20 protein-coding genes are annotated in these 23113 nt (G+C 64.0%); 7 read left to right on the plus strand and 13 right to left on the minus strand.

The features are described 5' to 3' along the window. Positions 1 to 135: 135 nt before the first annotated feature. A complete protein-coding gene (locus QQL28_RS39615; protein WP_284274426.1) occupies positions 136 to 1494 on the minus strand; it encodes a serine protease in 1359 nt (452 codons plus the stop codon). A 90-nt stretch (positions 1495 to 1584) separates the two neighbouring features. Here QQL28_RS39615 and QQL28_RS39620 point away from each other — a divergent pair, with 90 nt between their 5' ends. Further along, positions 1585 to 2388, plus strand: coding sequence for a HesA/MoeB/ThiF family protein (locus QQL28_RS39620; RefSeq protein ID WP_284274428.1), 804 nt, complete (start codon positions 1585 to 1587; stop codon positions 2386 to 2388). Positions 2389 to 2451: 63 nt separating this feature from the next. On the opposite strand, the gene QQL28_RS39625 is transcribed toward QQL28_RS39620, so the two are convergent. Next, on the minus strand, positions 2452 to 3453 hold the full coding sequence (locus tag QQL28_RS39625) for a 2-hydroxyacid dehydrogenase (RefSeq protein WP_284274430.1): 1002 nt from the start codon (positions 3451 to 3453) through the stop codon (positions 2452 to 2454). 328 nt (positions 3454 to 3781) lie between these two features. On the opposite strand from QQL28_RS39625, the gene QQL28_RS39630 reads away from it, so the two are divergent. Beyond that, the gene (locus tag QQL28_RS39630) at positions 3782 to 4309 is read left to right on the plus strand and encodes an SH3 domain-containing protein (RefSeq protein WP_284274432.1); all 528 of its coding nucleotides are present in this window, start codon (positions 3782 to 3784) and stop codon (positions 4307 to 4309) included. A gap of 169 nt (positions 4310 to 4478) precedes the next feature. Here the strand turns inward: QQL28_RS39630 and irrA are convergent, their stop codons facing one another. After that, positions 4479 to 4970, minus strand: coding sequence for an iron response transcriptional regulator IrrA (gene irrA, locus QQL28_RS39635; RefSeq protein ID WP_284274435.1), 492 nt, complete (start codon positions 4968 to 4970; stop codon positions 4479 to 4481). Positions 4971 to 5322: 352 nt separating this feature from the next. Here irrA and fabA point away from each other — a divergent pair, with 352 nt between their 5' ends. The 4 genes from fabA to QQL28_RS39655 all read left to right on the plus strand — a co-directional run bounded on the left by fabA (position 5323) and on the right by QQL28_RS39655 (position 10192). Then, entirely contained in the window at positions 5323 to 5844 is a 522-nt protein-coding gene (fabA, locus tag QQL28_RS39640; RefSeq protein WP_284274436.1) for a bifunctional 3-hydroxydecanoyl-ACP dehydratase/trans-2-decenoyl-ACP isomerase, read from the plus strand. A gap of 47 nt (positions 5845 to 5891) precedes the next feature. Continuing rightward, positions 5892 to 7115, plus strand: a complete 1224-nt coding sequence (fabB, locus tag QQL28_RS39645; protein ID WP_284274437.1) for a beta-ketoacyl-ACP synthase I — start codon at positions 5892 to 5894, stop codon at positions 7113 to 7115. Positions 7116 to 7262: 147 nt separating this feature from the next. After that, positions 7263 to 8060, plus strand: coding sequence for an enoyl-ACP reductase FabI (fabI, locus tag QQL28_RS39650; RefSeq protein ID WP_284274438.1), 798 nt, complete (start codon positions 7263 to 7265; stop codon positions 8058 to 8060). 1088 nt (positions 8061 to 9148) lie between these two features. Then, complete coding sequence (locus tag QQL28_RS39655; protein ID WP_284274439.1) at positions 9149 to 10192, plus strand: autotransporter outer membrane beta-barrel domain-containing protein; 1044 nt, start codon at positions 9149 to 9151, stop codon at positions 10190 to 10192. A gap of 25 nt (positions 10193 to 10217) precedes the next feature. Here QQL28_RS39655 and QQL28_RS39660 read toward each other — a convergent pair whose 3' ends face one another. The 5 genes from QQL28_RS39660 to QQL28_RS39680 all read right to left on the minus strand — a co-directional run bounded on the left by QQL28_RS39660 (position 10218) and on the right by QQL28_RS39680 (position 14188). Continuing rightward, positions 10218 to 10814, minus strand: a complete 597-nt coding sequence (locus QQL28_RS39660; RefSeq protein WP_284274440.1) for a glutathione S-transferase family protein — start codon at positions 10812 to 10814, stop codon at positions 10218 to 10220. Positions 10815 to 11005: 191 nt separating this feature from the next. Beyond that, positions 11006 to 11818, minus strand: a complete 813-nt coding sequence (locus QQL28_RS39665) for a hypothetical protein (RefSeq protein WP_284274441.1) — start codon at positions 11816 to 11818, stop codon at positions 11006 to 11008. A 25-nt stretch (positions 11819 to 11843) separates the two neighbouring features. After that, a complete protein-coding gene (locus QQL28_RS39670; RefSeq protein WP_284274442.1) occupies positions 11844 to 12566 on the minus strand; it encodes a hypothetical protein in 723 nt (240 codons plus the stop codon). Between the two features lie 201 nt (positions 12567 to 12767). After that, a complete protein-coding gene (locus QQL28_RS39675) occupies positions 12768 to 13232 on the minus strand; it encodes a GNAT family N-acetyltransferase (RefSeq protein WP_284274443.1) in 465 nt (154 codons plus the stop codon). 23 nt (positions 13233 to 13255) lie between these two features. Continuing rightward, the gene (locus tag QQL28_RS39680; RefSeq protein WP_284274444.1) at positions 13256 to 14188 is read right to left on the minus strand and encodes a hydrogen peroxide-inducible genes activator; all 933 of its coding nucleotides are present in this window, start codon (positions 14186 to 14188) and stop codon (positions 13256 to 13258) included. A 113-nt stretch (positions 14189 to 14301) separates the two neighbouring features. Between QQL28_RS39680 and katG the strand changes: the two genes are divergently transcribed. Beyond that, the gene (katG, locus tag QQL28_RS39685; RefSeq protein ID WP_284274445.1) at positions 14302 to 16458 is read left to right on the plus strand and encodes a catalase/peroxidase HPI; all 2157 of its coding nucleotides are present in this window, start codon (positions 14302 to 14304) and stop codon (positions 16456 to 16458) included. A 72-nt stretch (positions 16459 to 16530) separates the two neighbouring features. Here katG and pnp read toward each other — a convergent pair whose 3' ends face one another. The 5 genes from pnp to infB all read right to left on the minus strand — a co-directional run. Next, a complete protein-coding gene (pnp, locus tag QQL28_RS39690) occupies positions 16531 to 18693 on the minus strand; it encodes a polyribonucleotide nucleotidyltransferase (RefSeq protein WP_284274446.1) in 2163 nt (720 codons plus the stop codon). A gap of 380 nt (positions 18694 to 19073) precedes the next feature. Beyond that, the gene (gene rpsO, locus QQL28_RS39695; protein WP_008540131.1) at positions 19074 to 19343 is read right to left on the minus strand and encodes a 30S ribosomal protein S15; all 270 of its coding nucleotides are present in this window, start codon (positions 19341 to 19343) and stop codon (positions 19074 to 19076) included. A gap of 2 nt (positions 19344 to 19345) precedes the next feature. Continuing rightward, positions 19346 to 20464, minus strand: a complete 1119-nt coding sequence (gene truB, locus QQL28_RS39700) for a tRNA pseudouridine(55) synthase TruB (RefSeq protein WP_284274449.1) — start codon at positions 20462 to 20464, stop codon at positions 19346 to 19348. Further along, positions 20461 to 20904, minus strand: a complete 444-nt coding sequence (gene rbfA, locus QQL28_RS39705) for a 30S ribosome-binding factor RbfA (RefSeq protein ID WP_284274452.1) — start codon at positions 20902 to 20904, stop codon at positions 20461 to 20463. The genes truB and rbfA overlap by 4 nt, the downstream gene beginning before the upstream one ends. Before the next feature lie 157 nt (positions 20905 to 21061). After that, on the minus strand, positions 21062 to 23113 hold a 2052-nt coding region (infB, locus tag QQL28_RS39710), incomplete at its 5' end, for a translation initiation factor IF-2 (protein WP_284274450.1).

Consider the following 23113-nt stretch of genomic DNA (forward strand, 5'->3'; position numbering starts at 1 on the left):
CGCTCAGGACGTGCCCGGCCCGATCCAAAGGGATCGCGGATGTCCGAATCAGCTGTAACGATGATGGCGGAATAGGGGATGCCAGCTAATCCGTACAAGTACTGGATAGGTAGTCGTACGTATGACCGGCTCGACTTACTTCCGCACGCAGATCACGCGCACGACGGCCGCTTTTGCATCCGTGGAGCTGCCATTCGCGGTGACATCGTTCGCTTTCAGGAAATCGCGGACGATGTTGGCGGACACCATCACCGCCTGCGCTGATGGCGCCGCATTGGCGGGGCCGGCGACGACCATCGGCTTCAGCAGCGCGATGCCGGCGAACTTGCCGTCACCATCGATCGCGGCGCCGCCGGAAAATCCGACCGCCGGCGGCGGCGAGAGCGCCGCATCGCCGCCGGCGACCGGGGCCAGCGCGGTCTTGAGGCTCGAGACGGCGGCGCTGCCGCCCTGGTTCTGCGGATCGGCGATGCCGACGACATCAACGGCCGCTTTGGCCCCGCCAGTCGAAAGGCTCAGCGGCTTCAAGCCGCGCGCGCCATAGATGTGCAGCAGCGCGAGGTCGTGCTCCTTGTCTTCCGCGAGCCGGTCGGCATTGCCGTGGCCACCGATGGTGAGGGCAAGGCAGCCGTCGGTGACGAGACGGTCGGTGACGATCGCGCCGTCATCGCTGACGACGACGCCGGTGCCATATTCGACGGTCTTCCGCGGCGCTGGTCCGGGCTGAGGCCCTGACGGAAACGCGCTGAAGGCGCTCGACATGGCGATCACGACCGGCTCGACGGTGTTCTCCATGGCCTGATCGTAAAGGATCGTCATGATGCGGACCTCATCGCCCTTGAAGGTGCCGCGCACGTAAAACTTCTTCAGGCCCTGCAATCCCGACAGCACGAAGAAGTCGGGCTTCACCACGGTGTAATCGACCTTGCGCCCGGCCGGTTCCTTCTTCTCTGCTTCGGCGAGCTTTGCGGTGGTCGGATTCGCTTCCTTGCGGCGGCTGAGCAACACCTGCACCGTGCCGGTCGGCGAGGTCCATTTCGAGCCGTTGGCATCGGTCGCCTGCTGCGGCACGAGCTTGCCGGGGATGCCGAGCCGCGCGCCGCTGGTCGGCTCCATCACGATCTTCCAGCCGACGCTCTCCTGCTTCCTGCGCGCCGTCTCGGCAAGTGCCGCCCGCTCCTGCGGGTTCAGCACGCCGGTCGGCTTGCCGCCCTGCGCCTTCTGGTATTCCTTGATGGCGTTGACCATGCGCTCGCTGACGTCGCCGGTGATCGCGCCGTTGTACTGCCCGACCCAGGCGAGGTCGGATTGCAGCAGAAGGCGCTCCGCCTGCCCCATGGCGTCCGCAGTCTCGGACGGCGTTTGCAATGCGGGACGGATCGGAACGGTCTGGACCGTCTTCGGCTTGGTGCCGGGAAGCGGCGGCGTCGTCATCTGCGCGTGCGCGGCAGTCGCGGTCATCAACACAAATGTTGCCGCGAGCATCGATCTCATGACAAATCCAACCCGGCCATTGAACGTGGGCTCATTGAAGCACATCTCGTTGGTCGCAAACAATGTCGGGGTGGTTCAGGAGCAAAGAGTGTGCTGAGTCCGGACGAACTCGAACGCTATGCCCGTCATATCGTGCTGCGCGACGTCGGCGGTCCGGGTCAGGCCGCGCTGAAGCAGGCCTCGGTGCTGGTGATCGGCGCCGGCGGTCTCGGCGCGCCGGCCCTGATGTATCTTGCCGCTGCCGGCATCGGCACGCTCGGCGTCGTCGATGACGACGTCGTGTCGCTCTCCAACCTGCAGCGTCAGGTCATCCACACGACGCCGGATATCGGCCGGCACAAGGTCGAGAGCGCCGCGGAGCGGATCGCGGCGCTCAATCCGCATGTGCGCTTCGTCGGTCACGCCACCTGGCTCAACGCCGACAACGCGCTCGGCCTGATCGGCGATTACGACCTCGTGCTCGACGGCTCCGACAATTTCTCCACCCGCTATCTGGTTTCGGACGCCTGCTTCTTCGCGAAAAGACCGCTGATCACGGCCGCGCTCGGCACCTTCGACGGTTCGCTGACGACCATCCGCGCGCATGAGAAGAACGAAGCCGGCGAATTCAATCCGACCTATCGCTGCCTGTTCCCGGAGGCGCCGCCGCCCGGCACCGTGCCGGCCTGCTCCGAAGCCGGCGTGATGGGGGCGCTCGCCGGTGTGCTCGGCTCGATGATGGCGCTGGAAGCGATCCGCGAGATCGTCGGCTTTGGCGAGGGCCTGGTCGGCCGTCTCCTGATGTTGGATGCGCGCGCGATGCGCTTCGAGACGCTGCGCTACGCGCGCGATCCGGCCAATCCGCTCAATGGCGATGGACCCGTGTTCGAGGATCTGAGCATCCACCGCGAGTAGCGGTGGCGCTGCTCAGCGCGCGAGCGGCCGTTTGCTATCCACGTGCAACGGCGCGGCTGAAGGTCAGAGCATGCTCGGCAGCACGCGATCCGGCGGCTTGTGGGCGTCGAGGAAAGTGCGGATGTTGATGATCACCTTCTCGCCCATCTCGACGCGGCCTTCGATCGTGGCCGAGCCCATATGGGGCAACAGCGTCACCTTGCCGGCCTTGGCGAGCCGCACCAGTTTTGGATTGACCGCAGGCTCGTGCTCGTAGACGTCGAGGCCGGCGCCGCCGATCTCGCCGGCTTCGATCAGCTTGATCAGCGTGTCCTCGTCGGTCACCTCGCCGCGCGCGGTGTTGACGATGTAGGCGTCCTTCCGGATCAGCTTCAGCCGCCGTGCCGAGAGCAGGTGGTAGGTTGCAGGCGTGTGCGGACAGTTCACCGAGATGATGTCCATCCGCGCCAGCATCTGGTCGAGGCTTTCCCAATAGGTCGCGCCCAGCTCGTCGGCGATCTTCGGCGCGACGGGACGGCGGTTGTGATAGTGGATCTGAAGGCCGAAGGCGCGGGCGCGTCGCGCCACGGCCTGGCCGATGCGGCCCATGCCGATGATGCCGAGCCGTTTTCCCCCGATGCGGTGGCCGAGCATCCAGGTCGGCGACCAGCCCGCCCAGGGTTTGCCTTCCGTGAGCACCGAGGCGCCCTCGATCAGCCGGCGCGGCACCGCGAGGATCAGCGCCATGGTCATGTCGGCGGTGTCCTCGGTCAGAACCTTCGGCGTATTGGTGACGGTGATGCCGCGCGCATGCGCCGCCTCGACGTCGATATTGTCGACACCGTTGCCGAAATTCGCGATCAGGCGAAGCTTGCAGTCGGGCTGGTTGATGACGTCGGCGTTGATCTGGTCGGTCACGGTCGGAACCAGCACGTCGGCCGAGCGCGCGGCCTCCGCGATCTGCTCCCGCGACATCGGGGTGTCGTCAAGATTGATCCGGGCGTCGAACAATTCGCGCATGCGCGTCTCGATCGAGTCCGGCAGCTTGCGTGTCACGACGACGAGGGGTTTTTTCTTGACCGACATGTCCTGCTTTCATGAGGCATCGCTGGTCGCCTCTGTCGTCAAAGGCTTAACCGTTCAGACCTCATTAACCCGGGTGTTCGACACTGGCCCTGCCGCATCGTCCCCGGCGTTTCCTTGAAGCTCTCCCGACATTTCCGGCCGGAAAATCGGGCCAAACTGGTTTGTTAGACGCTCGTCCTCTCTAGCAGATGGCCGGGCCAAGACAAGAACCACGGCAGAGCCGGGAAAGACCCGCGTGGGGCGGGGAGAGGGGCGTGCGGCGGGGTTTGGAAGTGATTTGCGGAATTCGGCGTGCTTGCGCCGGGGTTCCGGCGGGAGACGGGTCGTGATGGCGTTGGGGCGTTTTTGGTCTGTTGTAGCGCTCGTCTTGGGTTGGTTGGGTGCTTTGGTCAGCCCCGGACATTCGGCCAAGGACGCGGCTCAAACCGCAAGCGGCCTTCCCGTGCCGCGTTATGTCAGCCTCAAATCCGACCATGTGAATGTCCGCGCAGGTCCGACCAAGGACAATGACGTGGCCTGGGTCTATACCCGCGCCGGCCTGCCAGTCGAAATCACCGCCGAATTCGAGAACTGGCGGCGGGTGCGCGATTCCGAAGGTGCCGAGGGCTGGGTCTATCATTCATTGCTGTCGGGCCGCCGCACCGCAGTCGTCACCATGAAGCACAAGGACGATCTCGCGCCGATCTATGATCGCGCCGATGCCGAGAGCGCGATCGCCGCAAAGCTCCAGGCCGGCGTCGTTGCCCAGGTCAAGAAATGCACCACCGGCTGGTGCCACGTCACGGGCAGCGGCTTTGACGGCTGGATCCAGCAAGAGCGGCTCTGGGGCGTCTACTCCGACGAGCAGGTGAATTGACGCGCACGTCGCCGTCGTCCCGGCGCAGGCCGGAATCCATAACCACAGGCAAAAGTTTGACGAAGACCGGTGGTTACGCAGTCGTCCCGTGGTACGGATAGCTGTGCCTATCGATAGATCACGCGGTATGGGTCCCGGCCTTCGCCGGGACGACGCGAGATTTGAAGCATCAGCGCTTCTTGCGCAGGCGCACGACCATGTCGATGCGCGCGATCTCGTAGCCCTCGGGCACGTCGGGCATCTTCGACAGCGCCAGATGCGGGTCGGTAATGTCGACCAGCTCGTGGCTATTCTCGAGATAGTAGTGGTGGTGCGTGGTGACGTTGGTATCGAAATAGGTCTTGGTACCGTCGACGCTGACCTGGCGCAGCAGACCGGCATCGGTGAGCTGGTTCAGCGTGTTGTAGACGGTCGCCAGCGATACCGGAACCTTGGCCAGCGTCGCTTCCTCATAGAGCATTTCGGCGGTCAGGTGCCGCGCACCCTTGCCGAACAGCAGCCAGCCCAGCGCCATGCGCTGGCGCGTCGGGCGAAGCCCGGCAGCCTGGAGCATTTCGTTGACGTCGTGCCACGGGCAACCGGTCAAGGCCGGCTGGCGTCCGGAGTGGAGGGACGCGGAATGGGCGGTTTCGTCGTGGTGGTTCGGGGCGTTATCGCTCATTTCCAATTTCAGGGCACGCGAGGAAAAACACTATTGTTCTGCAATATATGGACGGATAGATGCAGATGCAAGTTTCTCGCAACTAGAGTGGTTCTAAGTCGGTCGGAACCGGGGCGAAGATGCGATCATTTTACCCTGTAAAGGGCACTTTGACGCCGGGAAGGCCTATGATAGAGAGCGCGCGGTCCCGCTTAACCGATTTTGGCGCAGCCGGGCTCAACGAGGCTTGGCCCGCGGTCCGTCCGGTCGCGCGGTTTTCGCGCCTGACAACGGCGAATGGCGCTCCTCCCGTCGGGAAACGGGGCCATTGTCGCCAAAACTGTCCCATCGGGATTTGAACAGAGGCTCCGGGATGCTGAACAGGCGCAACGGTTACGAATACGAGGATCTGCTGGCCTGTGCACGTGGCGAGATGTTCGGCCCCGGCAACGCGCAATTGCCGCTGCCGCCGCTGCTGATGTTCGACCGCATCACGGAAATTTCCGATACTGGCGGCGAATTCGGCAAGGGTCTGGTGCGTGCCGAGCTCGACGTCAAGCCGGACCTCTGGTTCTTCGGCTGCCATTTCAAGAACGATTCCGTCATGCCGGGTTGCCTTGGCCTCGACGCGCTCTGGCAGATGGTCGGATTCTACCTCGGCTGGATCGGCGGCGAGGGCCGCGGCCGCGCGCTGGGATTGAGCGAATTGAAGTTCGGCGGCCAGGTGCTGCCCGAGGCACGCAAGGTTGTGTACAACGTCGACATCAAGCGCGTGATGCGTTCAAAGCTGGTGCTGGGCATTGCCGACGGGTGGCTTTCGGTCGATGACCAGATTATCTATCGCGCCAAGGATCTGAAGGTCGGCCTGTTCAAGCAGGGCACGAGCCTGGGCTGACGCAAAGCGCATCACTGAAAGAAGACAACGATTAGGGCGAGGCTGTCATGAGACGGGTTGTGGTCACCGGGATGGGCATCGTCTCGTCCATCGGAAACAACACCCAGGAAGTGCTTGCGAGCCTTCACGAGGCAAAGTCAGGCATCTCGCGGGCAGAGAAATATGCCGAGCTCGGCTTCCGTTCGCAGGTCGCGGGTGAGCCCACGCTCGATCCGGCGACAGTCATCGACCGGCGCGCGATGCGCTTCCTCGGCCAGGGTGCGGCGTGGAATCACATCGCGATGGAGCAGGCGATCCAGGATTCCGGTCTCGGGCCCGACGAGATCTCCAACATCCGCACCGGCATCATCATGGGCTCCGGCGGACCGTCGGCCCGCACCATCGTCGAATCCGCCGACATTACCCGTGCCAAGGGGCCGAAGCGGGTCGGACCGTTCGCGGTGCCGAAGGCGATGTCGTCAACGGCGTCGGCAACGCTTGCCACCTGGTTCAAGATCAAGGGCGTGAACTATTCGATCTCGTCGGCCTGTGCGACGTCGAACCATTGCATCGGCAATGCCTATGAGACGATCCAGATCGGCAAGCAGGACGTGATCTTCGCCGGCGGTTGCGAGGAACTGGACTGGTCGCTGTCGGTGCTGTTCGACGCCATGGGCGCGATGTCCTCGAAATACAACGACACGCCCGCCACCGCCTCGCGTCCCTATGACGTCAATCGCGACGGCTTCGTCATCGCAGGCGGCGCCGGTGTGCTGGTGCTGGAAGAGCTCGAGCACGCCAAGGCGCGCGGCGCACGCATCTATGGCGAGATCGTCGGCTATGGCGCGACGTCGGATGGTTACGACATGGTCGCGCCGTCGGGTGAAGGCGCCGAGCGCTGCATGCGCATGGCGATGTCGACCGTGAAGACCAAGGTCGACTACATCAACCCGCACGCCACCTCGACGCCGGCGGGCGACCCGCCGGAGATCGAGGCAGTCCGAAAGGTGTTCGGCGTCGGCGAGAAGTGCCCGCCGATCTCTGCTACCAAGGCACTCACCGGCCATTCGCTGGGCGCGACCGGCGTGCAGGAAGCGATCTACTCGCTGCTGATGATGAACAACGGCTTCATCTGCGAGAGCGCGCACATCCAGGAGCTCGACCCGGTGTTCGCCGACATGCCGATCGTGCGCAAGCGCATCGACAACGCCAAGATCGGTACCGTGCTGTCGAACTCGTTCGGCTTTGGCGGCACCAACGCCACGCTGGTGTTCAGCCGGCTGGATGCGTGATCTGTCATGCCCCCGAAAGTGGGGCATCCAGCACACCGCGGCGCCTCGGCCAATAACAACTATCTCTGGAATACTGAATCGCCCGCCCCGGTGCGCAAGTGCGCACAAGGTGGGCGATGACCTCGGAATGATGGGAGCCACGCGGCGATGGAAGGTCTGATGAAAGGCAAGCGCGGTCTGATCATGGGCATCGCCAATGATCACTCGATCGCCTGGGGCATGGCGAAGACGCTGCATGCTCACGGTGCCGAGCTTGCCTTCACCTTCCAGGGCGAGGCACTCGGCAAGCGCGTCAAGCCGCTGGCGGAATCGCTTGGTGTTGATCTGGTGCTGCCCTGCGACGTCGAGGACATCGCTAGCGTCGATGCCTCGTTCGACGTGCTCCGCGAGAAATGGGGGCGGCTCGATTTCGTCATCCACGCGATCGGCTTTGCCGACAAGAACGAGCTGAAGGGCCGCTACGCCGACACCAGTCGCGCGAACTTTTCGCGCACCATGGTGATCTCCTGCTTCTCGTTCACTGAGGTCGCAAAACGCGCCGCCGAGCTGATGACGGAGGGTGGCAGCATGATCACGCTGACCTTCGGCGCCTCGGAGCGCGCGATGCCGAATTACAACGTGATGGGCGTGGCCAAGGCGGCGCTGGAAGCCTCCGTGCGCTACCTCGCCTCCGATTTCGGACCGCGTGGCATCCGTGTCAACGCGATCTCCGCCGGTCCTATCCGTACGCTCGCCGGCTCCGGCATTGGCGAAGCGCGGGCGATGTTCGCCTTCATGCAGAAGCATTCGCCGCTCCGCCGCGGCGTCACGCTCGACGAGCTCGGCGGCTCTGCGCTGTATTTGCTGTCGGAGCTGTCAGGTGGCGTCACCGGCGAGGTGCACTACGTCGATTCCGGCTACAACATCATCCTGATGCCGAAGCCGGACGATCTGAAGGCGGAGTGACCCGCGGACCTGCCTTTCGAAAGGCCGCGGCTTCGGCGCGCATCCCACGATCATGGGGCAGACTCGGCAATGATTTGACGGCTTTCTGGGCCCGATGGCGCCACGCTGGTGGCGCGTTCCGAGGCTTGGGAAGGAGCGGTCTTGCCGATGGTGCGTGCGATGTTTCGTGCCGGGGCGTTGGCGTCCATGGCCGGCGTCGTGCTGGTTGCCGGGGAGTCATGCGCCCTCGCGCAGTCGGCGATCTGGGATTCGACCCTTTCCAATACTCACTGGTACGTGCCGACGGCGCAGTTGCTGGCCTATGCCGCGCCGAAGACGGGTTTTTCGAATCCGATTCCGATCGGCGATCAGACACTTTGGTCGCTATCCACCGCGACGAATGGATCATTCACCGGGACGAGCGTTGCACAGCTCAAGATCGGGTCGGCGCTCGTGACCGACACCTCCACGATCCAGGGCTTCGTGACGACGGCGGGTCAGATCTCGATGCTGTTCACGCCGACCTCCGGAGGCTCCGTGACCGTCGGCCTCGGCCACATGCGCACCGTCAACGGTGTGACGGAGATGGAAATGCAGATGATCACGGGGGATAGCCTCCTCGTGACGCATTGGGCCTACATGTTGCCCTATGATCCTACGACCTTCACCCCGCCGCCCTCGCAAGCGGTCCCGGCCAATTCGGTGCCACAATGGGCGTGGACATCAGGTACGCCGTGGCGGATCGTGAGCCCGGCCTTGTTCGGCACGTCCACACCCGGGCGGCTCGTCATCACGAACTATCAGAACGGATATTTCTGGGGTGCCGGCATTGCGCCCGGAGGCAACGCCGTCAGTTTCACCTTGCTGGGCTCTGTGACGCCCGAGGGCAACGTTCTCTTCAACACGCTGTCGCGCGGCACTCTCACCAGTCTCTACGGGACGGCGAGCGGCGATGCGTCGGGTTCACAGATGGTCGTCAGCACCTACGATCTGACTGGCAATTCAACCGGAGCGCTGGCCTTACCTGTCCCTGGTCCAGCCCTATGCCGACACCCTGCGCGCCCAGAACAACCGGGCAGGCCTTGCCGCGGGCGGACACGCTCTATCAGATGTCCACGACGTCGCTCGGCTGGTCGGGCACCATGGCGCCGGGATTCGCCGTGCTCGACAATCTCAGCGGCTCGAGCCTCTCGAGCGCCATCAATCAGACGTTGCCCGTTCTCACTGGCGCGGCGTCGCAGGCGACCTATGCCACGCAGCGAGCCGTGCAACAGGCTGTCACCGGACGTCTCGACGACATCCGTGGGCTGAACTCGGGCGCTGCGCCCGAACGGAATATCTGGATGAAGCCGCTCGGCGGTGTCGTCCGGCAAGGCAGCCTCGACGGGGTCCCCGGATACAATGCGTCCGGCGTTGGCGTCGCGTTGGGCGCCGATGCGGCGATTTCTCCGCGCACGATGCTCGGCGGCGTGTTTGCCTACTCCCATCAGACCATCACCGGGAGCGAGGATGCTGTCCCCAATCGGCTCGCGATCGATTCATACCAGATGGGACTCTACGGGACCTACGCCGTCAGTCGCGACGTCCAGGTCGATGCCCAGCTTGACGGCGCGCTCAATGACAATGGCGAAAGCCGTACGCTCGGTTTCATCAACAGCACCGCTACCGCAAACTATCGCTCCTACAGCGTGCATGCCGGTGCCGCGATCAAGAAGCTGATCCCGCTCGGGGCGCTTACGTTCATGCCGTCGCTCCAGCTCGACTACGGACAGGTGGGGTCGCCCGCGTATCAGGAAAATGGTGCCGGCGGCTTCAGTCTCAACGTCGATTCGCAAGTCTATCGGGAGCTGATCCTCACGGCAGGGTTCAAGGGCGCGTATGAGCTGGTGAGGCGGACCTATCTCACAGGTGATGTCGGGATTGGCTACAACGCGTTGAATCAGGGATTGCAGATCAGGGCGGCGTTTGCGGGAGGAGGCACGGCCTTCGTCACGGACGGCCTCGCCCTCTCGCCCTGGATCTATTCCGCGGGCCTCGGACTGGCCGCCGCCGCAACCGATCGCGTCGATCTCGGTATCCGATACGGCCTGCAAGCGACCTCGTCCGGCCTTGTTCAGCAGTCCGGGCTCGCCGTGCTCAAGGTGAAGCTTTGAGCACGGAGCAGCGTTCGGCCATGCGTCAGCCCGCCGCGATCTTCTCCGCGCGCTGGAACGCGGGCCGTGCCACGCAGCGGGCAATGTAGGCGTCGAATGACGGTCGCGGCGGCACCATCTTGAACATCCGCACGGCGAAGTTCAGCCCCGAGCCGATCACGATGTCGGCGGCCGTAAATTCTTCGCCGAGGATCCATGGCCCCTTGGCCAGCGCGGCGTCGAGGACGTCGAACACTTGCGTCGCGCTGCCCCAGGCCGCGGTGGAGGTGGGCACCTCGAGCTTGGTGAAGATCTGGATCAGCCCGGGCTCGATGCAGCCCGGCCCGAAGAACAGCCATTGCAGGTATCGCGCGCGGCGCGGATCGGTCGGCGGCGGCGCGAGCTTCGTCTCCGGGTAGCGATCGGCGACATAGGCGCAGATCGCAGCCGCTTCGCCGAGCGCGGCATCGCCGTCGACCAGCGACGGCACCTTGCCCATCGGATTGATCTTCAAGTACTCCGGCGCCTTCTGCGCGCCCGTCGTGATGTCGGTCAGCACGCGCTCATAGGGCAGGCCGGTTTCCTCCATCAGCCAGAGCGCGGAGAACGAGCGCGAGCGAGGCGACCAGTAGAGCTTGATCATGGGGTGGACCTTTCATGAGCACGAGGCCATTGGCACGAAGCGCCTTGTCCATCGCGCGTCTTGCTCGAGTTGGCAAGGCGCTAGGGGTTGGAGGATCGAGCCTGTTCGAGCCGACATGTTGGTCAATTCAATTTCACAGGGCTCGTCGTCCGTTGGCATCGGGCGAATCGTGGGCCGCCGCAGCCCCGCAATCAGTACGAGCTGTCCCTGCTCGATTTTCGAAGCAAGGTCGGTAACGTCTTGTCGAGACTCGCTGTCAGCATTGCGCGCACGCCATCGCGCAAGACCGGGTTGGCTGCGGCGTCCGCGGGCTTATCCGGAAACATCGCACGATCTAGCTTGCGCGAAGGGCCTCCAAGCGGATTGTGCAGCAGGCGCTCCATATACGTATCCTCGGTCATCAATGCGGGCGCCTCCCCGATCAGTTTGAAGGTTGGGCCGTCGTAGACCCGAATGTACATCATGGCGAAGAGGTGTACCGGCCCGTCGAAGGCGTACTTCGAGATTCCAATGCCGAATTCCCGTTGGGTGCCGCCGTGCCGATGCACGACGACGTAGCGCTCACAGGGAATCCGTTCGGAGACGTGTTGTGCAAACTCCTTGATCCTCGCGTCGTCGCCGTGGAAGATAGAGCGCGGACTTCTCCTGCCCGCCGTTAGCTCTTCCCGGGTAAAGGGAATTCTTCGTACCGAACTGCCTGCAGCTGCGGCGCGAACCCGCGAGACGACGAGGTCGTCGAGCGCCCAACTGTCGACGGAGGTGCGTACATATTTGTCGAGGAACGTGAACGCGCCGAACGTCTCGACCATGAACAGATTGCCAGCGATCGGAATCACGCCGATCTGGCACGGTCCGCTCTCCACCCGTCTCGCCGCCGCACCGGTGTTGCCGTTCGCGGTTGCCTTCGCGGCCTGCCTGATTGCATCCGGCTTCGACCAGGACTGGGCGGATGCGGGCACGGCAAGCAACAGGATCGCGGCGAAAGCGGCGCTGGCCTTGATCATGGCCTTGTGCTCCCTATGCCCGAGCTCAATCTTCCTTGAGATAGCCAGGCAGGCCGCGGTCGAGCCTGTCTGCGACGAGCGCTCGCGTCCTCTCGCGCAGCGCCGCATTGCTCGGAGCCGCCGCGGGTGGCTCAGGAAATAGCGAGTTGTCGAGCTTGGTCAGCGGATCTTCGGTCAATCGCAGACCTGCAGCCAGGTTCGCCCCAAAATTCACAAAGGGACGGTTGATCTGCTCGTAGCTCCGGCCGTCGATCAACGTGATCGAAATATTGGCGAAAAGGTGCGAGTGCCGAATGAGGTTGCCGAGACCCTGATTGTAGGTGCCGATGCCGTTCAGCATCATGCGCGTGCCCGCCAACTCGCCCTTGAACGTGGTTGCGACCAGATAGCGATCGCAGTTCGCATTGGCTGTGATGCTCCGCACGATCACCGGCAGGCGCTCACCTGGATCCCGGATAAGGATAGTTTTCGGATTGTAGAACGGCTCGAAGGCTCCCTTGGGATAGGCGATCCTGCGGACCGTGGGATCGTTACCGGTCGCTGCGCGCACGCGCGCAAAGACGAGATCATCGAGGCCCCAGTCGATCGGAACCTCGCTTGCCTCATTCTCGAAGACCGTGACGCCGAACTTCTGCACCGAATAGCGTTCTCCGATCACCGAGATCACGCCAAGCCGGCACGGGCCGCTATCCGCTGCAATCGGCGGCTTTGCGGCCGACTTGGCCTTCGGCGCCGGCTTTTTGGCCACGGGCTTGGTGGCCGCTGGCGTTGTGGTGGCGGTTGAGGGTGGAGTTTGCGCCGATGCAGGGGACAGAAGGCACAACGAGACAAGCGCGAAAGCGGGGAGGCGAACCATGGAATTCCGGGACATCAGGAGGCGGGTCATCGATGGAGACGTCAAATTAGATTGAGGTCGCGACAACCGCAAGCTGCGTGATGCCGGTGCCGTCTACTCGTCGCGCGTTTCCCGCTTCCACCGATAGCACTTCATCATGAAGCCGGTCGCGGATGCGACCTCTTCCCGCTCGAACACAAAGCCCTCGCGCTCGTACCAGCGCCAGGCCTTTTCGTTCTCGCGTACGCAGCGCAGCACGATTTCGTCGGGCAACTGCGTCCGCGTGAAGGCGAGCAATTGCCGGCCGAGCGAGCGGCCCTGATAGGCTGGTGCGACGAAGAGCTGGTCGAGATAGAGTTTTGGCAGATGCAGCGCCAGCATGGCGGCGATCGTGCCGTTATCATCGGCGACGAACAGGCTCCAGCCATCCTCGATCTCGCGCAGCACGCGTGCGCGCAGGTTCGCGAGCAGGAAGTTGCTGGTTTCCGCCAAACCGGTCGAGACCCAGCTCTCCATCCAGACGCGCGCGATCTCGTCATATTCGTGCGGCTCGGCGGGACGGATGAGCGGAGTGGACATGGGGATGGTCTGCCGCGCGCCGATCAGGCCCTGCGCAGCGTAGCGCTCGCCGCATGCCGTGCGCGCACCTTGCCGGCCGACAGGCACACCACCTCGGAGATTTGCAGGAGCTGCCGCGCCAGCGGACTGGTCTTGCGCCAGACCATGCCGATGGTGCGCGAGGGCTGCGGCTCGGCAAAGCGTGCGACCGACACGGAGGCCGAGCGCGTCTCCACCGGCAGGGCCATTTCCGGGATCAAGGTCACGCCGATGCCGGCGCTGACCATCTGAACCAGCGTCGACAGCGAATTCGCATCCAGCATCTCGCGCGGCGGGGCCGATTGCATGTTGCAGAACGACAGCGCCTGGTCGCGGAAACAATGTCCCTCCTCGAGTAGCAACAGCCGCATCTCGCGCATCATCTCGCGTGAGGGCACCGGCGTTCCCTCATCCGTGCTCGGCCGAACCAGCAGGAATTTTTCCTCGAACAGCGCGACTTCGGTCAGCGATGATTCGGAGACCGGCAGCGCGACGATCGCTGTGTCGAGCCGACCTTCGGTCAGCTCCTGGATCAGCTTGGGTGTCATCGTCTCGCGCACGCGGATGTCGAGCTCCGGATGCAGGCGCGTGAGGTTCTTGGTGATCGTGGGCAGGAGATAGGGCGCAATCGTCGGGATCATGCCGATGCGCAGGCGGCCGGCGAAGCGGTCGCGCGAGGCGCGCGCGAAGTCGCCGAGCTCATCGACCGAGCGCAGGATCTCGCGCACGCGCTGGGCGAGCTCCTCGCCGAAGCGCGTCAGTGCGACCTGTCGCGCGCTGCGCTCGAGCAGGAGCCCGCCGAGCGTTTCCTCCATTTCCTTGATCTGCATCGACAGCGCCGGTTGCGAGATCGAGCAGGCTTCCGCCGCGCGCCCGAAATGGCCGAGACGCGCCAGCGCATCGAAATACCGGAGCTGCCGCAGCGTCAGATTTATCATCAGAAAATCCTATTGCAGCGATCATTAAAGTCAACTTTACCTGATAAGAGGCGGCGCCTAGAGTCATTCCACCTGGGTCATGGCGATGTTCGACGCCACCAGAGGAGGTATTCATGGACGATCAAGCAAAATGCCCGTTCACGGGCGGAAAACCAGCACCCTCGAACCGCGAGTGGTGGCCGAACCAACTGGATGTTCAGGTCCTGCACCGGAATTCCGATCTCTCGGATCCGATGGACAAGGACTTCGATTATGCCAAGGAATTCAAGACGCTCGACCTGAATGCGGTCGTCAAGGACCTGCATGCCCTGATGACCGAGTCCCAGGAGTGGTGGCCGGCCGATTTCGGTCACTATGGGGGCCTGATGATCCGCATGGCCTGGCACAGCGCCGGCACGTACCGCATCACCGACGGTCGCGGCGGCGCCGGTGCCGGTCAGCAGCGCTTCGCACCGCTGAACAGCTGGCCCGACAACGCCAACCTCGACAAGGCGCGCCGGCTGTTATGGCCGATCAAGCGGAAGTACGGCCGCAAGATCTCGTGGGCCGACCTGATGGTTCTCGCCGGCAATGTCGCGCTGGAGTCGATGGGCTTCAAGACGTTCGGTTTCGCGGGTGGCCGCGCCGACGTCTGGGAACCGGAAGAATTGTATTGGGGTCCCGAAGGCACCTGGCTGGGCGATGAACGCTATAGCGGCGAACGCCAGCTCGCCGAGCCGCTCGGCGCGGTGCAGATGGGCCTCATCTACGTCAATCCGGAAGGCCCGAACGGCAAGCCGGATCCGACTGCCGCGGCAAAGGACATCCGGGAGACCTTCTTCCGCATGGCGATGAACGACGAGGAAACCGTCGCGCTGATCGCCGGCGGCCACACCTTCGGCAAGACGCACGGTGCTGGCGATCCGTCGCTGGTCGGACCGGAGCCGGAAGCGGGCGCGCTCGAGGATCAGGGCCTCGGCTGGAAGAGCAAGCATGCTTCGGGCCTGGCGGGTGATTCCATCACCAGCGGTCTCGAGGTGACTTGGACCACGACGCCGACGAAGTGGAGCAACAACTTCTTCGAGAACCTGTTCAAGTACGAATGGGAGCTGACGAAGAGCCCGGGCGGAGCGAACCAGTGGACGGCCAAGGGTGCCGACGCCATCATCCCGGATCCGTTCGACAAGTCGAAGAAGCATCGCCCGACGATGCTGACGACCGATCTCTCACTGCGCTTCGATCCAGCCTATGAGAAGATCTCGCGACGCTTCTACGAGCATCCGGATCAGTTTGCGGACGCCTTTGCCCGCGCCTGGTTCAAGCTGACCCACCGCGACATGGGTCCGATCGCGCGCTACCTCGGCCCGCTGGTGCCGAAGGAGACGCTGATCTGGCAGGATCCGATTCCGGCCGTCGATCATGAGCTCGCCAGCGAGCAGGATATCGCCGGCCTGAAGACGAAGATCCTGGCTTCCGGCCTCTCGGTGTCCGAGCTGGTCTCCACGGCGTGGGCATCGGCCTCGACCTTCCGCGGCTCCGACAAGCGTGGCGGCGCCAACGGCGCGCGCATCCGCCTTGCTCCGCAGAAGGACTGGGAGGTCAACCAGCCGGCCCAGCTCTCCAAGGTGCTCGGCAAGCTCGAAGCGATCCAGAAGGAGTTTGGCGCAGGCAAGAAGAAGGTCTCCCTTGCCGACCTCATCGTCCTCGGCGGCAGCGCCGCGGTCGAGAAGGCTGCGAAGGACGCCGGCATCGACGTGAAGGTGCCGTTCACGCCGGGCCGCATGGATGCGTCGCAGGAGCAGACGGACGTTCCGTCCTTCGCGCCGCTCGAGCCGCGGGCTGACGGCTTCCGCAACTATGTCAGCGGCAAGCATCAGTTCCTGAGGCAGGAGGAAGCCCTGGTGGACCGGGCCCAGCTGTTGGGGCTCACCGCGCCCGAGCTGACCGTTCTCGTCGGCGGTCTGCGCGTGCTCGGCGCCAATGCAGGCGGTTCGAAGAACGGCGTCTTCACGGCGAAGCCGGGGACGCTGACCAACGACTTCTTCGTCAACCTGCTCGACATGAGCACGCAGTGGGCGCCGGCCGCCAACGGTGCTTATGAGGGCCGCGACCGCAAGACCAATGCGGTCAAGTGGACCGCGACCCGCGCCGACCTGATCTTCGGCTCGCACTCCCAGCTCCGCGCCTTCGCCGAAGTCTATGCGAGCGCGGATTCGAAGCAGAAGTTCGCCAACGACTTCGTGGCGGCCTGGACCAAGGTGATGAACGCCGATCGCTTCGACATCGCCTGATCGTTCGAAGCTCGGCACAAACAAAAAGGGCGGCCGAGAGGCCGCCCTTCGTGTTTCTGATTGCGGAGAGATTTACTCGCCGGCCGCTTCGCGCGGAGGCTGCTGGCCCTCGGTGGCCTTCTGCTTGGCCTCGAGGTCCTCGCCGGTCTGCTGGTCGACTGCCTTCATCGACAGGCGGGTCTTGCCGCGGTCGTCGAAGCCGAGCAGCTTGACCTTGACCTTGTCGCCTTCCTTGACGACGTCGGTGGTCTTCTGCACGCGGCTGGCCGCGAGCTGGCTGATGTGGACGAGGCCGTCCTTGGAACCGAAGAAGTTCACGAAGGCCCCGAACTCCATCACCTTGACGACGGTGCCGTCATAGATCTGGCCGACTTCGGGCTCGGACGCGATCGACTTGATCCACTTGATCGCGGCCTTCATCGCCTCGCCATCGCTGGAGGCGACCTTCACGGTGCCGTCGTCCTCGATGTTGACCTTGGCGCCGGTCTTCTCGACGATCTCGCGGATCACCTTGCCGCCGGTGCCGATCACTTCGCGGATCTTGTCGGTCGGGATCTTGAAGGTCTCGATACGCGGCGCGTATTCGCCGAGCTCGGCGCGGGCCGCGGTCAGGGCCTTCGCCATCTCGCCGAGGATGTGGACGCGGCCTTCCTTGGCCTGGCCAAGGGCGACACGCATGATCTCCTCGGTGATGCCCTCGATCTTGATGTCCATCTGGAGCGAGGTGATGCCCGCTTCCGTGCCGGCGACCTTGAAGTCCATGTCGCCGAGATGGTCCTCGTCACCGAGAATGTCCGAGAGAACCGCGAAGCGCTTGTCTTCGAGGATCAGGCCCATCGCGATGCCCGCGGTCGGCCGCTTCAACGGCACGCCGGCGTCCATCAGGGCGAGCGAGGCGCCGCAGACCGACGCCATCGAGGACGAGCCGTTGGACTCGGTGATCTCCGACACCACGCGCGTGGTGTAGGGGAATTCGTGGTGCGGCGGCAGCACGGGATGGATCGCGCGCCAGGCGAGCTTGCCATGGCCGATCTCGCGACGCTTGGTGCCGCCGAGGCGCCCCGTTTCGCCGACCGAATAGGGCGGGAAGTTGTAGTGCAGCAGGAACGTTTCCTTGTACGTCCCCGACAGCGCGTCGATGTACTGCTCGTCCTCACCGGTGCCGAGCGTGGTCACGACCAGCGCCTGGGTCTCGCCGCGGGTGAACAGCGCCGAACCATGGGCGCGGGGCAGCACGCCGACTTCGGCGACGATGTTGCGGACCGTCTTGACGTCGCGGCCGTCGATACGCTTGCCGGTATCGAGGATGTTCCAGCGAACGATCTTGGCCTCGAGCTCCTTGAACACGGCGGCGACACGGAGCTTGTCGTATTTCGGCTCCTGCCCTTCTGGGAAATAATGGGCGATCACCTTTTCCTTGACCTTGCCGACTGCGGCGTAGCGATCCTGCTTGACCGGAATGGCGTAGGCGGCGCGCAATTCCTGCTCGACGATGCCGAGCATTTCCTTTTCGAGCGCCGAATTGTCGATCGCGACGACTTCACGCGGCTCTTTGGCGGCCTTCTCGGCGAGCTCGATGATTGCATTGATCACCGGCTGGAAGTGGCGGTGACCGAACATCACCGCGCCGAGCATGATGTCCTCGTTGAGCTCCTTGGCTTCCGATTCCACCATCAGCACGGCGTCGGCCGTGCCGGCGACGACGAGATCGAGCTGGGTGTCGACCATCTCGTCGAGAGTCGGGTTGAGGATGAACTCGTCATTGGCGAAGCCGACGCGGGCGGCGCCGATCGGGCCTTTGAAGGGCGCTCCCGACAGGGTCAGCGCAGCCGATGACGCCACCAGCGCCACGATATCGGGATCGTTCTCCATGTCGTGCGACAGCACGGTGGCGATCACCTGCGTCTCGTTGCGCCAGCCGTCCACGAACAGCGGACGGATCGGACGGTCGATCAGGCGGGAGACCAGCGTCTCCTTCTCGGTCGGACGGCCCTCGCGCTTGAAATAGCCGCCGGGAATGCGGCCCGCGGCATAGGCCTTCTCCTGGTAGTCAACCGTCAGCGGCAGGAAGTCGACGCCTTCGCGCGGCGCTTTCGCGGCCACGACGGTGGCGATCACCACGGTCTCGCCGTAGGTCGCGACGACGGCGCCGTCGGCCTGGCGCGCGACCTTGCCGGTTTCAAGCTTGAGAGGGCGTCCGCCCCAGTCGATCTCGACTGAATGCTTATTGAACATAGATGTCTTCTTTCATGGGTTCTCGAAAGAAGGGACGCGTCGAAAAACAAAAACCATGCGCAAGATTGCGGGACGCTGATCGAAACGGGTGATCAGCGTCCTGCGATCCTGCCATGGTTTTTGGATTTCGGATGGCGTCCATCCTTTCGGGTCATACGGGCGCCTTGCCCGTTGCGCCCAGCCGCCGGATTGCTGCTGGACTGGTCAGTCGGCATGAGCGCGAACGCCGAATCGCGGCCTTCGACCATCATGCCTCGGATGCGAATCGGTATTGGCCCGCACCCGACATGCGCGTCAGCCTCGATCAAAAACCTTGAAAAAAAGTGCTTTCGTTCGAAACCATGCGCAAAAACGCGCGCCGGTGGCGCGCGCAAGAGCTCTTAACGACGAATGTTGTGCTTCTCGAGCAGCGCCTTGTACCGCGCCTCGTCCTTCTTCTTCAGGTAGTCGAGGAGCGAACGGCGCGTCGACACGAGCTTCAAGAGGCCGCGGCGCGAATGGTTGTCCTTCACGTGGGTCTTGAAATGGTTCGTGAGGTTGTTGATGCGTTCCGAAAGGATCGCGACCTGGACCTCGGGCGAGCCGGTGTCGCCGGCCTTGGTGGCATTCGTCTTGATGACTTCCGCTTTGCGTTCTGCGGCAATCGACATCGTCAATTTCTCTCGTTGCGACCGGTGCTGGCAGTCAGGCCGGTCAGGTTGAACACACGCTTGGGGATGATTTCGCCATTGCCAACTTCAGCAAGCGCGAGAAGCCGGCCTGCCACCGTGACATAGACTGTGCCGCTACAAGTGGGCGCATCCCGTCCGCGCAACAAAACGGCTTGGCCCCGATGGAGCCTTGCCGCATCAGCCCGAGTGACGGCCAGTGCCGGGATGTCGTCCAGCGCGGTCTCAACGGGCAAAAGCGCGTCGGCGAGGCTGCCCTCGCCGGACGCGGCTCTATGGCACAAAGCCTCCAACTGATCCAGCGGAATCATGTCGTTCTCGCCAAATGGGCCGACCAGGGTCCGCCGCAGCGCGCAGATATGGCCGTAAGTGCCGAGAATCCGGCCCATATCCCGGGCCAGCGCGCGGACATAGGTCCCCTTGCCGCATTCGGCCTCGAATACTGCTCGATCGTTATCTGGTTGATCCACAAGGGATAAATGGTGAATCTCGACCGGCCGGGGGGCCAGTTCCACGACCTCGCCGTCGCGGGCCAGGTCGTAGGCGCGCTCGCCCTGGACCTTGATCGCGGAATAGCGCGGCGGGACCTGTTCGATCACCCCGGTGAATCGGGGCAGCAGGGCCAGGATGGCCTCCCGGGTCGGGCGCTGGTCGGAGGTGGCGGTCGCCCGGCCCTCGATATCGTCGGTATCGCGCTCCTCGCCCCAGCAGACGGTGAAACGGTAGCGCTTGCGGCCGTCCATCACGAAGGGCACGGTCTTGGTGGCCTCTCCAAGCGCGATCGGCAGGCCGCCCGAGGCAAGCGGGTCGAGCGTGCCGGCGTGGCCGGCGCGCTTGGCGTTGAACAGGCGCTTCACCACCGCAACGGCCTGCGTCGAGGTCATGCCGATCGGCTTGTCGAGCACGACCCAGCCGTGCACGTCGCGCCGGTCGCGGCGCGGCTGATTGTTCCTCTGCTGCTTGGCGCGCGGATCGTTGTTGACGCGGCGCTCCTGCGCATGCTGCGCGGCGTCGCCGCGCAGCTCGGCAAGATTATTTTTCTGCGCGTCGCGCGAATCAGCGTCTTCGGTGCCGATTGCACCGTGAGCCGGGTCCATCATCATTGTTCTTCTTCCCGATCCGAATCCGGATTCTGTTCCAGATCCTTGTCCAAGTCTTTTTGCACCGCAGGCGTTCGCAATAATTTCTCGATCCGTTCCGCTTCGTCGAATCGCTCGTCGACGCGGAAGCGAATGTCAGGTGCAAATTTCAGGTTAACGCGCCGCGCGACTTCGCCGCGCAGGAATTTCTTGTTGCGATCGAGCGCGGCAATCACACGCTCGGTGTCGCGGCCGCCGAGCGGCATCACGTAGATGGTCGCGAGCTTCAGATCCGGCGACATCCGTACCTCCGGCACGGTGATGATGTGGCCGTCGAGGTCCGCATCATGCACACTGCCTTGCGCCAGAATATCGGCCATCGCATGGCGAACCTGCTCGCCGACGCGCAGCTGCCGCTGCGAGCCGCCGGGCGCGGAGTTCTTTTTCTGATGGTGGCGGGGCATTGTCCGAAAAATCACCTCATCATGCCCGTGATGGGACACGGGCATTGTCATTTGTCATGTTGAAACGAATGAGAGGTCGATGGCCGGAATGAATCCGGCCATCGCGCTCTCGCAATTTCAGTTCAAAAGGATCCAGGCGCTTCGGTAAGATTTGGACTTACAGGGAGCGCTGGATCGTCTCCACTCGATAACACTCGATCACGTCGCCCACGCGCATGTCGTGGTAGCTCTCGAAGGCCATGCCGCATTCCTGGCCGGCCTGCACTTCCTTCACTTCGTCCTTGAAGCGCTTCAGCGTCGACAGCTTGCCTTCATGCACGACGACGTTGTCGCGGATCAGGCGCACATTGGCGCCGCGTTCCACGGTGCCGTCGGTGACGCGGCAGCCGGCGACCTTGCCGACCTTGGAGATGTTGAAGATCTCCAGGATCTCGGCATTGCCCAGCATGGTTTCACGCAGGGTCGGCGCAAGCAGGCCGCTCATCGCCTTCTTCACGTCATCCACGAGGTCGTAGATGATGTTGTAGTAGCGGATCTCGATGCCGTTGCGCTTGGCGGCCGCGGCCGCCTCCTTGTTGGCGCGAACCGAGAAGCCGATGATCGCGGCGTTGAAGCCTTCCGCGAGCGTGACGTCGGATTCCGAGATGCCGCCGACGCCGGCATGCAGGATGCGGGCAGCGACTTCCTCGGTGCCGAGCTTCTCGAGCGAACCGAGGATAGCTTCCAGCGAGCCCTGCACGTCGGCCTTGACGATCAGCGGGAATTCCTTGCGACCCGCGGTCTTCAGCTGCGACATCATCTGCTCGAGCGAGCCGCGCATGCCCGAGATCGAGGCCGCCGCGTTCTCGCGCTTCTGGTGCGCGCGGTAGCTGGTGACCTGGCGGGCGCGAGCTTCGTTCTCGACCACAGCGAGACGATCGCCGGCCTCCGGCGGACCGTTGAAGCCGAGCACTTCGACCGGCACCGACGGACCTGCCTCCTGCACCGTGTCGCCCTGATCGGAGATCAGCGCGCGGACGCGGCCCATTTCGGCGCCGGCGACGATGATGTCGCCGACACGAAGCGTGCCGCGCTGAACCAGCACGGTCGCGACCGGGCCGCGGCCGCGATCGAGCTTGGCCTCGATCACGGTGCCTTCGGCCGGACGCTCCGAATTGGTCTTCAGGTCGAGGATTTCGGCCTGAAGCGCGATCATCTCCAGCAGCTTGTCGAGATTGGTCTTGTTCTTGGCGGACACCTCGACGTCGACCACTTCGCCGCCGAACGACTCGACCTGCACTTCGTGCTGGAGCAGTTCGGTGCGCACGCGCTCGGGCTTGGCATCGGGCTTGTCGATCTTATTGATCGCCACGATGATCGGCACGCGCGCCGCCTTGGCGTGGTTGATGGCCTCGACCGTCTGCGGCATCACGCCGTCATCGGCCGCAACCACCAGCACGACGATGTCGGTGACCTTGGCGCCGCGGGCGCGCATCGCGGTGAACGCGGCGTGGCCGGGCGTGTCGATGAAGGTGATCTTCTTGCCGGTTTCGGGTGAAGACACCTGATAGGCGCCGATATGCTGGGTGATGCCGCCGGCTTCGCCCGAAACCACATTGGCGTGACGGAGCGCGTCGAGCAGCGAGGTCTTGCCGTGGTCGACGTGGCCCATCACGGTCACGACAGGCGAACGCGGCTCGGTGTCGGTGGAATCGTCGACGGCGTCGAACAGGCCTTCTTCGACGTCGGAGGCGGCAACACGCTTCACCGTGTGGCCGAGCTCTTCGGCGATCAGCTGCGCAGTGTCGGCATCGATCACGTCGGTGATCTTGTGCATCGCGCCCTGCTTCATCAGCATGCGGATGACGTCGACCGCGCGCTCGGCCATACGGTTGGCGAGCTCCTGGATGGTGATCGCTTCCGGAATGACCACCTCGCGGATGAGCTTTTCCTTCGGCTCGTTCGAGGCATGGCCCTTCAGGCGCTGGGTGCGGCGGCGGAACGACGCGATCGAGCGTTCGCGCACCTCGTCGGCATTGAGCGCGGTGACGACGGTCAGGCGGCCGCGCTCCTTCTGTGGACCGGGCTTGTGCGTGGTCTTGGGGGCTGCCACAGGACGGGCGGCGCCGCCGGGACCGCGACGGATCTGGCGTGGACCCTCGTCCTCGTCCGGTCCGGCTGCGACCGCGGGGGCGCGACCCGCCGGGCCGGCAGGCCGCGGCGTGGTCGT

Source organism: Bradyrhizobium iriomotense (assembly GCF_030160715.1).
GTDB lineage: Bacteria > Pseudomonadota > Alphaproteobacteria > Rhizobiales > Xanthobacteraceae > Bradyrhizobium > Bradyrhizobium iriomotense.